The organism is Acidobacteriota bacterium, assembly GCA_018001935.1.
Lineage (GTDB): Bacteria > Acidobacteriota > JAAYUB01 > JAAYUB01 > JAAYUB01 > JAGNHB01.
Map to the genome: position 1 here is coordinate 1 of JAGNHB010000029.1, position 12,816 is coordinate 12,816.

7 protein-coding genes are annotated in these 12,816 nt (G+C 68.0%); 4 read left to right on the top strand and 3 right to left on the bottom strand.

All coding sequences use genetic code 11. From position 1 onward, the window contains the following. Nucleotides 1–522: 522 nt before the first annotated feature. A complete protein-coding gene (locus KA419_11965) occupies nt 523–1,002 on the bottom strand; it encodes a cupin domain-containing protein (protein ID MBP7866652.1) in 480 nt (159 codons plus the stop codon). Nucleotides 1,003–1,256: 254 nt separating this feature from the next. Between KA419_11965 and KA419_11970 the strand changes: the two genes are divergently transcribed. From KA419_11970 to KA419_11985, 4 genes are all read left to right on the top strand, one after another. Next, nucleotides 1,257–6,008, top strand: a complete 4,752-nt coding sequence (locus KA419_11970; GenBank protein MBP7866653.1) for a diguanylate cyclase — start codon at nt 1,257–1,259, stop codon at nt 6,006–6,008. Between the two features lie 120 nt (nt 6,009–6,128). Continuing rightward, nucleotides 6,129–7,121 carry a GDP-mannose 4,6-dehydratase gene (locus tag KA419_11975; protein ID MBP7866654.1) on the top strand — a complete coding sequence of 331 codons (993 nt, stop codon included), beginning with the start codon at nt 6,129–6,131 and terminating at the stop codon, nt 7,119–7,121. A gap of 18 nt (nt 7,122–7,139) precedes the next feature. Beyond that, entirely contained in the window at nt 7,140–8,957 is a 1,818-nt protein-coding gene (locus KA419_11980) for a hypothetical protein (GenBank protein ID MBP7866655.1), read from the top strand. Then, a complete protein-coding gene (locus tag KA419_11985) occupies nt 8,954–10,123 on the top strand; it encodes a glycosyltransferase family 4 protein (protein MBP7866656.1) in 1,170 nt (389 codons plus the stop codon). Before KA419_11980 ends, KA419_11985 begins: the two co-directional genes overlap by 4 nt. Here the strand turns inward: KA419_11985 and KA419_11990 are convergent. Beyond that, nucleotides 10,105–11,181: a hypothetical protein gene (locus KA419_11990; protein MBP7866657.1), complete on the bottom strand. Its 1,077-nt coding sequence runs from the start codon at nt 11,179–11,181 to the stop codon at nt 10,105–10,107. The genes KA419_11985 and KA419_11990 overlap by 19 nt on opposite strands. Nucleotides 11,182–11,493: 312 nt before the next feature. Then, nucleotides 11,494–12,594, bottom strand: coding sequence for a glycosyltransferase family 9 protein (locus tag KA419_11995; protein ID MBP7866658.1), 1,101 nt, complete (start codon nt 12,592–12,594; stop codon nt 11,494–11,496). Between the last annotated feature and the right edge of the window lie 222 nt (nt 12,595–12,816).

Sequence of the window (12,816 nt, forward strand, 5' to 3'; positions counted from 1 at the left end):
CGCTGCCGGGATTCCCTTCTTCGTCCCCGCATCGGGTTTCCCCGCTCTGAAAGCGGTGGGAGCCCACCGACGATTTCAAATCTTGCTCATTTTGCCAAAGAATTTACTTTGAAGGGACTACAGCCCAACCCGGATAAACCGGAGAGAAACCACGGATGAACACGGATGGACACGGATGGACACGGATCATCCGGACGCTCCAGAAAAAAACAGGCGGTCTTTACCTCTCGCAAAGGCGCAAAGACGCAAAGCCTCGCAAAGCCGGAACCGGAAAAGGGGGATTCCTTTGCGAGGCTTTGCGTCCTGGCGTCTCTGCGAGAGACCGGATACGTCGATTCCGGAACCGGATCAGCACAAGTGGGGCATTCTAATCCCGTGGCATGCCGGACGACGCTGCCGGGATTCCCTCCTCCGTCCCCGCATCGGGTTTCCCCGCTCTGAAAGCGGTGGGAGCCCACCGATGATCTCAAATCTTGCTCATTTTGCCAAAGATCTTACTTCGTAGGGACTACAGCCTACAGCCTACGGCCTCCTCCCATAGTCATCCTGCACCCGGACGATGTCGTCCTCGTCGGACGGGGCCCCGGTGACCACGTGCTCCCAGATCTCCGCGATCCGCCCCCACGACTGGCCCACGGAACCGGCGCGATGAAGGGCGGCGCGGGGCAGGTGAATCACGGCCCCCGGCGGGAGAACGTGCTCCGACAGCCGGGTGGGGTCCTCTCCGAGGCTCACCGCCACCGGGCCCTCGAGGACTCGCCACCACTCGTCCCGGCGGTTGTGGTACTGGAGGGACAGCTTCTCGCCGGGAGCCATCAGGAGGATCTTGGGGTCGCGGCGCCCCCGGGTGGGCGGCAGGTCCACGGTTTCCCAGTACGCGGAGAGGAAAGCCGCGAGCGAGGTCTCGGAGAAGCGGACGAAAGCCCCCCAGGGGCGTCCGGCGTCCACTTCGACGGTCTCCAGGCCAAACCCGGAGGCCTCCGCCAGTATTCGTCGCAGCATGAGTTCTCGAATGGCATGGTCGGGCATAGGGTCTCCCCCGTCGGATTTGCGGACGATCAAACCTGCCGTCTCCGCAAAAAGTACCATCGCTCTCCGGGCGATGGCTCAAACAAAGGCGTTACACGTACTTTCCCTTTCGTTTTCCGGCTTTTTGCGAACCCATCAAACATGGTAGCAGATCGACTGCCGGTTTCAAAGGGATTGATTTTTCGTGCCGGCTCGTCTAGAGTTGGGAAAAAAGGGGGGAGATACGGATGAACCGAGCGGTGTTGACGGGTTCGTTTGTGGTGCTTCTCGTGGCCTGGTGCATCGCCGGAAAGGAATTCGAGCACCTCGGCTCGGCCCAGGGACTTTCCCACGGGATCACCTACGGTTGCGTCCAGGATTTTCGGGGCTTCATCTGGATCGCCACCGAGAACGGGCTCGACTGCTGGGACGGGTACCGTTTCTCCCCCTACCAGGCCGACCCCGACAACCCCGACTCGCCCTCCGAAAACAACATCGGCGTGATCCTCCACAGCCGGGAGGGGGAGATCTGGTTCGGGACCTGGGGCGGCGGGGTCAACCGGCTGAACCTTGGCACCGGCCGGTTCGCGGTGTACCGGAACCGCCCCGGTGACCCGTCCTCCCTGGGTGACGACCGCGTGCAGGCGCTGCACCAGGACCGCACGGGAACGATCTGGGTCGGGACTTACAGCCGGGGCCTCAGCCGTTTCGAGCCGACCTCCGGGACGTTCCGGCACTTCGACTCCCGGGCGGCGGCCCCGGGCAGGCTGAGCCACGACCGCGTCTGGAGCATCGCGGAAGCCCCGGACGGCACCCTGTGGGTCGGGACGGGGAACGGGCTGAACCGGCTCGACCCGTCCACGGGCCGGATCGTGTCCTACTTTCACGACCCCGCGAACCCCCGGTCCATCCCCCACGCGGTGGTGCGAAAGGTCTTTTTCGACCGGGCGGGCCGGCTGTGGATCGGCACGGAAGCGGGCCTGGGACTGTTCGAGCCCGCTGCGGGCGCCTACCTGCCCCTCCCGCTGGCATCGCCGGCGGGACCGGACACGGTGATCCGCGTGAACACCCTTCTCGAGGACCCGTCGGGAAACCTCTGGATCGGCACCAGCGGGATGGGCCTTTTCCGGTACACCTTCACCGGGGGCGCCGTCGAGCACTTCACCTACGACCCCGCCGATCCCCGCGGGCTCAGCCACAACGACATCCGAAGCCTTTTCGTGGACCGTTCCCAGAACCTGTGGGTCTGCACCCGCGGGGGTGGCATCAACCTGCTGGACCTCAAGCCGGAGCGCTTCCGGAAGGTGACGTACAACCCCCGGAACCCTTCCGGACTCAGTGACGGAAACGTGCGGAACCTCTACCTCGATCGCGGCGGAACGCTCTGGGTCGGGACGGAGGACGGACTCAACCGTTCGGCGGACGACGGCCAGAGCTTCGTTCACTTCAAGCCCCGGGAGGGTGACGGCGCCTCGATTTCGTACAACCGGGTCCGGGCCGTCTGCGAAGGGAGGGACGGCACGGTCTGGGTCGCCACCCTGGGCGGCGGCCTGAACGCGTTGGACCCCGTCACCGGGAAGTTCCGACGCTTCCGGTCGAACCCCGCGGCCGCCGGGAGCCTGAGCCACGACCGGGTGAACGCCGTTCTCGTCGACTCCTCGGGGACGGTCTGGGCGGGAACGGACGAAGGGCTGAACCGGCTGAACCCGGACGGGCAGACCTTCACCCGCTACCTCGCCGATCCCGGGCGCCCCGGGAGCCTCAGCGGCAACTACGTGACCGCCCTCTTCCAGGACCGCTCGGGGACGATCTTCGTGGGGACCGAGAAGGGGTTGAACCTCATGGACTCCAAGACGGGCGACTTCCGGGTCTACCTGAACCGGGAGGGCGATCCCGCCAGCCTGAGCCACGACCGCGTGACCTGTTTCCAGGAAGACCCCCGGGGCGCGGTCTGGGTCGGCACCATGGGGGGCCTCAACCGCTTCGATCCCGAAACGGGGACCTTCTTCCGGTATTCCCAGGGGGACGGCCTGCCGTGTTCGCACATCGCCGGGATCCTGTTCGACCGGGCCGGGAACCTCTGGGTCTCCACCGCCCAGGGCCTCGCGCGCCTGTCCCGCGCGGGGGGGCGTTTCCGGGCCTACGACGTGAACGACGGGCTCCCCGGCAACGAGTTCTTCGACGGGTCCTGCATGGCCACCGCCGACGGGCGGCTCTGGTTCGGCTGCACGAAAGGCCTGATCGTGTTCAACCCCGACCGGGTCCGCGACAACCCCAACGTCCCCCCGGTGGTGCTGACCTCGTTCAGCCTGTTCGACAAGGAAGTCCACTCCGGCCTTCGGCTGCAGGGCATCCGGGAGTTGGATATCCCCTGGCAGAACAACTTCTTCTCCTTCGAGTTCGCCGCCCTCGATTTCACCCGGCCGTCGAAGAACCTTTACGCCTACAAGCTGGAAGGGTTCGACGCGGACTGGGTCCAGTGCGGCAACCGCCGTTTCGCCAGCTACACGAACCTCGACGGCGGGGAGTACGTCTTCACCGTGAAGGGCTCAAACAACGACGGGGTCTGGAACGAGAAAGGCGTTTCCATCCGCATCCGGGTACAGACCAAGCCCTGGAAGACCTGGTGGGCCTACCTCCTCTACGCTCTCGCGGGCATCGGCCTCGTCTGGGCCTGGGCCGCTTTCCGCACCCGCGCCCACCGCCGCGAGATCACCCGCCAGCGCCTCCTCGTGGAAAACCTGCGCCGCGTCGACGAGTTGAAGGACGAGTTCCTGACCAACACCTCCCACGAACTCCGCGCGCCCATCAACGGGATGATCGGCATCGTGGACGGGCTTCTGGGCGGTGCGGCGGGCCCCCTCAGCGCGCAGGCGAACGGGAGCCTGACATTGGTTTCCTACAGCGCGCGACGGCTCTTCCACATGGTCCAGGACATCCTGGACTTTTCCAAGCTCCGCAACCGGGACATCACCATCACCCCCAAGCCCCTCGACCTTCAACAGGTCGCCGAGGTCGTCCGCTTCCTCTGCCGCCCGCTCTTCATCGGGAAGAACGTGACCCTGTCCAACACGGTCCACTCCGACCTGCCCGCCGTCGACGCCGACGAGATCCGCCTTCAGCAGATCCTCGTCCGTCTCGTGGAAAACGCGGCGAAGCACACGGAGTGCGGGGCGGTGACCTTGTCGGCCGAGCTCAGGGGCGTCCAGGTGGAAGTCTCGGTGACGGACACGGGGAAGGGGATCCCCCCCAGCCGGGTGGACGAACTGCAGCGATTCTTCTCGACCCCTGACGCGGAAGTCCCGCCGAATGCCCTCGGCCTCGGCATCACCCGGTACCTGGTGGACCTGCACGGGGGGAGGATGTCCCTGGAATCGACGCCGGGGAAGGGATCCCGCTTCCGTTTCACCCTCCCGGTGAGCCGTTCCGAGGGGGAGCGGGGCTCGGGCATCTCCGCCGCCACCGAGTTCGTCGAGCAGCTCCCCGCGGCGGACGCCGCGCTCCTGGACGTCGTGTTGCCCACCACGGACATCCCGGCGGACGCCTTCCGGGTCCTGGTGGTGGATGACGAGGTCGTCACCCTCCAGGTCCTGGTCCACCAGCTCACCCTTCTCCGCTTCGCGGTGACCCCCGTCCGGAACGGGGTCGAGGCGCTGGAGCGGGTCGCGATGGGGGAGGAGTTCGACCTGGTCATCACCGACACGGTGATGCCGAGGATGTCGGGCTTCGAGCTGTGCCGGAAACTCCGGGAGAAGTACTCGATGTTCGAAGTGCCCGTCATCATGCTGACCGAGAAGAACCAGCCGAGGGAGATCCTGGCGGGTTTCGAGGCGGGGGCGAACGACTACCTGGCGAAACCTTTCGACAGGAAGGAGATGGAGTCTCGCGTCCGGACGCTCCTCTCCCTGAAGCAGGCCGTGCAGCGGGCCATCGTCAACGCCCGCCACCTGGAATCCGAACACCAGCAGCGGGTGCTGGCCGAGACGCTCCGGGACATGACCCGGGCCCTGACCTCGACCCTCAATACCCAGGAGGTCCTGACGCGCCTGCTCGAGAACATGCGCTATTTCGTCCGGTTCGAGTCGGGGCTGGCGCTCTACCGGGAGGAGGGGATGAACTTCAGGGCGCTGGCCGCCTTCGGCGAGCCGCTCCCCCGGGAGGGCGAGGCCCTGTCGAGCGCCCTCCTGAACACGGCCGCCATGAAAACGGTGACCGAGACCCGCCAACTCCTGCGGGTGGACGACCTGGCCGACTCCCCCCGGTTCCGGGATGGGATCGATCCGGGGGAGGTCCGTTCCTTGTTGGGTGTGCCCCTCCTGTGCCGGGGAGAACTCCAGGGCATCATCGTCCTGAAGAGCACGGTCCCCGGGGCATTCTCCGGGGTGGAGGCGGACATGGCCTTCACCGTGGCGGGCCAGGCCGGGATCGCCGTCGAAAATTCCAAGATGTTCACGGAAATCAAGCGGATGGCGGTGACCGACGCGTTGACGGGGTTGACCAACCGCCGCCATTTCTTCGACCTGGCGGAAGCCGAGTTCCAGCGGAGCCGGCGCTACGAGCGGCCCCTGGCCGTCATCATGGCCGATATCGACCACTTCAAGCAGGTCAACGACACCTGGGGACACTCGGCCGGTGACGAGGCGTTGCGGGAGGTGGCGGGCCGCTTCCAGTCCGGCATCCGGCGGGTGGACCTCGTCGGCCGCTACGGGGGGGAGGAGTTCGTGTTTCTCCTGCCCGAGTCCGACCTCGACGCGGCGATGGCGGTCGCGGAGCGGATCCGGGTTTCCGTCGCCGAGCCCGCCGTGACCCTCTCGACCGGCGAGGCCCTCCGGTTGACCGTGAGCCTGGGTGTCGCGGCCCTCCGGGAGGGCATCGCGTCCCTGCAGCAACTCCTCGACGTCGCCGACGGCGCCCTCTTCGTCTCGAAGCATTCCGGGCGGGACCGCGTCACGGCCGCGGAGGGGGGCGAGAGCGGCGAGGACGCCGGCAGCGCCGAGTGAGGGGGGCCGCGGGCGGGCCTGCGTTTTTTCGTGCCGCCGCAACGGGGCATTCCGTATCGCGCCGATTTCTGGTATAGTGCCGCGTTTGTCGACGGACCGATATTTTCGAAGGAAGGAACCATGAACATCCTGATCACCGGCGGCGCCGGATTCATCGGCTCACACCTGGCGGAAGCGCTCCTGGACGCGGGCGACGACGTCACGGCCCTGGACAACCTGTCCACCGGGAGCGTGGAGAATGTCGCCCACCTCGAGGGCAACCCCCGTTTCCGCCTGGTGGTGGGGGACGTGCAGGACCGCTTCCTCACCGACAAGCTCATGGAGCGCTGCGACCGGGTCTATCACCTGGCCGCGGCGGTGGGCGTCGAGTTGATCGTGAAGAAGCCCTGGGAAACCCTGGCCACCAACATCCGCGGCACGGAGGTGGTCCTGGAGATGGCCTGCCGTTACCGGAAAAAGGTACTCATCACCTCGACGTCGGAGATCTACGGCAAGAACACCAACATCCCCCTGGGGGAGGAGGACGACCGGATCCTGGGCTCGCCCCTGAAGAGCCGCTGGGCCTACTCCACCTCCAAGGCCGTGGACGAGATGCTGGCCTACTACTACTGGAAGGACCGGCAGCTTCCCGCCGTCATCGTCCGCTTGTTCAACACCGTGGGGCCTCGCCAGACGGGGGCGTATGGGATGGTCATCCCCCGTTTCGTCGGGCAGGCGCTCCGGGACGAGCCCATCACCGTCTACGGGGACGGCTCCCAGACCCGCTGCTTCCTCCACGTCCGGGACTGCGTGTCCGCGCTCCGGGCGCTGATGGAGCAACCGCGGGCCCTCGGGGAGGTCCACAACGTGGGGAGCGAGGAGGAAGTCTCCATCGCCCGGCTGGCGGAGCGGGTGATCGCCCGGACCGGGAGCCGCTCCGTGCTGACCTATCTCTCCTACAGCCAGGCCTACGAGGAAGGGTTCGAGGACATGCAGCGGCGCGTCCCGGACACCACGAAGATCCGCAACCTGATCGGGTTCAGGCCCAGCCGCACCCTGGACGACATCCTCGACGACGTGATCGCCCACTTCCGGGAACGCGGCGACCGGGCCGCAGACCGCCCCCGGTCCTGACCTCTTCCAGGTAAGGCCATGCCCGCGTTCGCCTGGGTGTACCTGGTCGCGTTCGGCCTCGCGGCCGGATCGACGGCCCTGATGATCCCCGTGGCCCGCCGCCTGGGGTTCGTGGCGAAGCCGCGGGAGGACCGCTGGCACCGCAAACCGACCGCCCTGCTCGGGGGGATCGGCATCTTCGTCGGGTTCGCCGCCGCCGTCGTCCCCTTCATCCCGCCGTCGCGGGAGAACCTCCTCGTCATCGGGGGGGCGGGGGCCGCCTTCCTGTTCGGGCTCCTCGACGACATCCGGGAGACCCGGCCCCGCACGAAACTTCTCTTCCAGCTCGCCCTGGCCACGGCGGCGGCGCTGCTCGGGCTCCGCCTGAACTTCGTCGCCAACCCCTGGGTGGCCGTGCCCCTGACCATCCTGTGGTTCACGGCCATCATCAACGCCTTCAACATCATCGACAACATGGACGGCCTCTCCTCCGGCGTCGCTTTCGTGTCCGGTCTCTGCATCCTGGTGTACGCCTTCCAGCACGGCCTCGGGGGGGTGGCGATCCTCGCGGCCGCCGTTTCAGGGGCCTGCCTCGGTTTTTTGCTCTTCAACTTCAACCCGGCGAAGATCTTCATGGGGGACTGCGGGAGCCTCTGCATCGGGTACATCCTGGCGGCGGTGACCATCATGAGCACGTGGCGCGGGGCGGCGAACCTGCTGTTCGCCATCTTCATGCCCGTCTGCTTTCTCGCCGTGCCCATCTTCGACACCGTGCTGGTCTCCTTCCAGCGGCGCCTCCACGGGCGGCCGATCTCCCGTGGGGGACGGGACCACACGTCCCACCGGCTGGTGATCCTGGGGCTTTCGGAGCGGAAGACGGTCCTGTTCCTGATGGGGATCAGCCTCTCCTTCGGGCTGAGCGCCGCCTTCTTCACCCGGTTCGGCCTCCTGGGGACACTGTCCCTCTTCGGGATGCTGGCCATCTCCATGCTGATTTTCGGGCTCTTCCTCTCGGAAGTGCGGATCTACGGCACGGCGGCCCTCTCGCAGCGCCGGGGGGGGATCGGGGCCGTGCTGCGCTTCGTCCGGGACCACGCCCTCGTCCTCCTGATGGACGCGGTCCTGCTGGGGATCGCCTACGTCCTGTCCTACCTGCTGCGTTTCGACGGGACCGTGGCGGATTTCAACCTCGCCCGCATGAAGGAGTCGTTCGCCGTCGTGGTCCTGGTGAAGATCGCCGTTTTCCTGCTCGCCGGCTTCTACCGCCACGACTGGCGCCGGGCGGGGATCCGGGAACTTTTCCTCCTGGTCCGGTGGAACGTGGTCGCGTCCCTGGCCTCGGTGCTGGCCATCCTGGCTCTCTTCCGCTTCGAGGGGTACTCCCGCGCCCTCTTCTTCGTGGACTTCACCCTCTCCCTGGTCCTGGTGGGGACGGCCCGGTTCTCCCTGTGGATCCTCCGCGAGTACTTCCGGCACGGTGTGGAACCCCGCAGCGGTGACCCCGTGCTGATCTACGGCGCGGACGACGCGGGCGAGCTTTTGCTGCGGACCCTTCGCCTCCGCGGGGACCTGCGGATGAGCGCCGTCGGCTTCCTCGACCCCGGGCCGGAACGGGAGCATGCGCTGATTCTCGGGGTCCCGGTGCTGGGCAGCCTCGACACCCTCGGCCACGTGGCGGCTTCCACCGGCGCCCGGCGGGTCCTGGTTCCGGAGCGTCCGGACGAGTCCGAGGTGCTCGAGGAACTGTCCCGGGCCGCGGGGCCTCACGGGGTTTCGGTCCAGGTCGTCCGGCTGGTCCTGGAGCCTTCCACCGGGGGGACGCCGGAGGAAGCCCGGGCGGACGGGTCGGGGACATGACCCCCGTCCTGGACGCCCGCACCGCCACCCCCCGGTTCCCCGGCATCGGGCGCTACGTCGTGTCCCTGGCCGCCGCCATGGGTCGATTGGTGGGGGACGGGGCGGGGGCGGGCGCCGGGGTCCCGGCCCCTCGCCTCCTGGTGGACGGCGGGTCGGCCACGGTCTTGCCGGACGTTGGGCTGGAGCGGGTCCGGGTGGCGTCGGGACCCCGTTCGGTCTCCCAGCAGTGGGAGGTCCGCGGGGCTTTGCGGCGGTCGGGGGCGGGCCTGTTCCACGCCACCTGGTTCCTGACGCCCTGGTTCCCCGGCGTCCCCCTGCTGGCCGGCATCCACGATCTCATCCCCCTCGATTTCCCGGAGTATTTCCCCTTCCCGAAGCGGGCGCTGATCCGTATCGCCATCGCCATGGCCGTCCGGCGCGCCCACACCGTGCTGACCATCTCCGAGGCCTCCCGGCAGCGGCTGGCGCACCACTTCCCGGGGGCCGCCGGGAAGACGGTGTCCATCCCCCTGGCGGCGGCGCCGGAATTCGACCCGGCCGCGGAAGCGCGCGCCGGGGCCGTGAAGGAGGCACTGGGGATCGACCGGGAGTACGTGCTCTACGTGGGGAGCAACAAGCCGCACAAGAACCTGGCGCTCCTCTTCGACGGCTGGAAGGAGGCCCTCCGGCGGGACCCCGGGCTCGGCGGGCGGTTCGTTCTTGTGGTGACCGGGCGAATGGACCCGCGCTACCCCGGCGCCGAAACGGACCCCGTGCGGCGGGAACTGGCGGGGAGGGTCGTCTTCACCGGTCCGGCCGCCGACGAGCTTCTGCCGGCGCTCTACGCCGGGGCGGCCGTGTTCGTGTTTCCCTCCCGCCAGGAGGGTTTCGGGCTTCCTGTGCTGGAAGCCATGGCCTGCGGGACGCCGGTGATCTGCGGGAATGCCTCCAGCCTCCCGGAGGTGGCGGCCGACGCGGCGCTCCTCGTCCCCGCCGACGAGCCGAGGGTGCTGGCGGAGGCCCTGCTCGCCCTCCTCGGGGACCCCGAACGCCGGGTGTCCATGCGCGCGCGCTCCCTGCGACAGGCCGCCCGCTTCTCCTGGGAGACGACGGCGCGCCGCACCCTCGAACTTTACCGGGCAATCCTCTCGGGGCGGCCCGGCCCCGGTCAGTGCGTCAGCAGGTAGACCAGGTCGAGCGCGTCCACCACCCCGTCGCCGTTGGCGTCCCCCGTCTGCCCCGACGGGAGATTGGCACTGGCGGCGAGGAAGCGTGCCAGGTCGTTGTACTGGAGCGGGGAGGCCCCGGAGTTCCAGCGGTTGTAGAACACGTTCAGCAGGGGGAGGAACTCCTCGGTGGCTTTCACGTTTCCGGCCTGGGACGGGTGGCTGTCGTCGGTGGGGTAGGCGGCGTAGTTGATGTCGACGGTTTGGAGGTGCTGGACCGCCCCGCTCCACCAGCGGTGGTGGTTCCCCGTGGACCAGCCGAGGTCGTTGGTGTCGGCGTTTCCGCCGTTGCTGGTGAGCACGTTGTAGAAGTCGAAGACGGCGACGTTGGGGTGCGCGTAGGACGACAGCCACTGGGTCATCATCCAGTTGTTGAAGGCGCGGGCGTTGGCGGCGCGTCCGTAATCGAAATCCCACTCGCTGGTCGCGTACGGCGGCGCCAGGATCACCACGAAGAGCTTGTCCAGCCGGGTGGCGAAGTAGGTCAGGAGGCGGTTGTAGACCGCCTTGAAGTTGCCGACGGTGAAGGCGTCCGAGATCTCGGCGTCGGGCGGGTCGGAGGGATTGCCGTAGAGATTCGAGTTGGGGAAGCAGGACTTGAACAGGATGACCACGTTTTCCCCGCCCGGGTTGGCCCCCAGTCGGCTCCAGGAACCGAAGTCCCCGAAATTCTGCTCGTTCAGGGCGTACAGCCAGGCGAGGTAGGTGTCGCGGTTTTCCCAGAGAAACCACTCGGGCCAGTTGATGACGTCGGTCCGGTCGCCGATGGAGTCGGGCCCGGTCCCGTAGTTGGTGGCGCTGACGTAGTAGTTGTTGTCCCGCAGGGCGATCCCCAGGCCGCCGTTGTCGTCCGCCAGCCAGAATCCCCCGGTGGAGTGGTGGATGAACACCAGCCTCACGGGGCTCGCGGGTGGGTCGGTGCTGTCTCCCTGGGCGGCGGCGGTGCCGGTGAGGGCCGGCCCGGCCAGGAGGAGCGGGAGAAGAATCAGGAACGGAAACGGACGGGGTTTCGATTGCATCGCCGACCTCCTCGCCAGAGTTTCAACGGGCCGCCTGCAAGTGCGGTTCGGTACCGGGAAAAGTAACGACTTTATTATAGCGCAAACCGCCCGATTTCGATCCGCAAATCTCGCCGATCCCGGTTCGCGGCTAACCCGGCCGCCCACGCCGGCGGGGTCGTGCCCGATCGGCGGTGACGTCCCTGCGCGGCCCGGCGTTGTACCCTCCGCTTCCGCCGGGCGGAGGAACACCGAACGGGGCGAGTCCTTGCCTGGCCCGGAGGCCGTTCAGGATGTCAGGGAGTCAGGGGGTCACGGCGGCCCGCGCCGTGATCAACCCCGTGGGAGCCATTCCATGACGGCCCGGAGGACCCTCTCCGCCGGGATGTCGAGGATGCAGGCCAGGGGGCGGGGCTGGGGGCACTGCTTGCCGGGGCAGGGGTTGCAGGGGAGGTCGAGGCTGATCACCGCGTGGCCCTCCCCCCAGGGGTGCCAGAGGTCGCGGTTGGACGACCCGAAGATCACGCAGACGGGCCGGCCGAGGGCGGCGGCCATGTGGGCGGGGCCGCTGTCGCAGCCGAGGAAGAGGGACGCGCGCTCCATCAGGGCGGCCAGTTCGGGCAGGGAAATGTCGTCGAAGACGGGGAGGTCCTCGCCTGCTGCCCGGGCGACCTCCCGGGCGATCCCCGCCTCGTGGCGTGCGCAGGTCAGCAGGATCCGGCAGGGTCGATCCCGGTGCAGGCCCCGGACGACCTCCCCGAAGCGCTCGGGCGGCCACTGCTTGGACGCGAGCGTGGCGGTGGGCTGAACGAGGACGAGGGGCCCGTCGCCGATCCCCGCCGCCGACAGCCGGTCCGCTGCGGACCGCCGCGCCGGTTCGGGGACGTGGAGTTCCGTCGGGGGGAGGGGGGAGGGGAGTTCCACGCCCAGGCCCCGGAGCAGCCCCGCGAGGAACTGGACGTTGTGGAGCTTTTCCCCGGGGAAGTAGCGGGCGGGGTTCCCCACGAGGTGGGTGTAGCAGTGGGGCAGGTGGTACTGCCCGAAGCCCGCACGGACAGGGGCTCCCGTCAGCCGCATGATGACCCGGCTGGTCATGCTCCCGCTGAAGTCCAGGACGGCGTCGAAATGGGCCTCCCGCAGACCGTGGCCGAGGGACTTCCGGAGGCGCCGGTGGCGGAAGTAGCGGCGCCCGTCCCAGGGGATGGGCCAGGTCCGGTGGACGAGCGGGTTGCCCTCGAAAACGGCGCGGAAGCGGTCTTCCACCGCCACGTCCACCCGCAGGCGGGGGTGGCGCGCCTTGAGGATCTTCAGGCAGGGGGTGGTCAGGACGCAATCCCCCAGGGAGCGGAGCTTGACGAGGAGCACCCGGTCGAGGTCCTCGAAGGGGACGCGGGGCGGGTCCCGGCGATCGGCGCGCGAACTCCAGCGCCGCATGTCAGGCTCCTCCCGTCCAGGGTGAAGTATCGTTCAAGGCGACTTCCCCGCGAAAAGTACCACCGCCCTCAGGGCGCTGGCTCGATCAAAGGCGCAACATAACGTTTCCGTTCCATTTCCGGGTTTTCAAGAACCCGTCAGCGGGGACCCTGGCTTCCCGCCGCCCGGAAGGACGCCACAGTATAACCGAAGCCCCGCCCCGGGGGAAGGCACTTCGTTCTC

Excerpts from the sequence above, each read along its gene's own strand:
- KA419_11970 (MBP7866653.1), top strand. The coding sequence starts at position 1,257 with ATGAACCGAGCGGTGTTGACGGGTTCGTTTGTGGTGCTTCTCGTGGCC.
- KA419_11975 (MBP7866654.1), top strand. The coding sequence starts at position 6,129 with ATGAACATCCTGATCACCGGCGGCGCCGGATTCATCGGCTCACACCTG.
- KA419_11980 (MBP7866655.1), top strand. The coding sequence starts at position 7,140 with ATGCCCGCGTTCGCCTGGGTGTACCTGGTCGCGTTCGGCCTCGCGGCC.
- KA419_11990 (MBP7866657.1), bottom strand. The coding sequence starts at position 11,181 with ATGCAATCGAAACCCCGTCCGTTTCCGTTCCTGATTCTTCTCCCGCTC.
- KA419_11985 (MBP7866656.1), top strand. The coding sequence starts at position 8,954 with ATGACCCCCGTCCTGGACGCCCGCACCGCCACCCCCCGGTTCCCCGGC.
- KA419_11995 (MBP7866658.1), bottom strand. The coding sequence starts at position 12,594 with ATGCGGCGCTGGAGTTCGCGCGCCGATCGCCGGGACCCGCCCCGCGTC.
- KA419_11965 (MBP7866652.1), bottom strand. The coding sequence starts at position 1,002 with ATGCTGCGACGAATACTGGCGGAGGCCTCCGGGTTTGGCCTGGAGACC.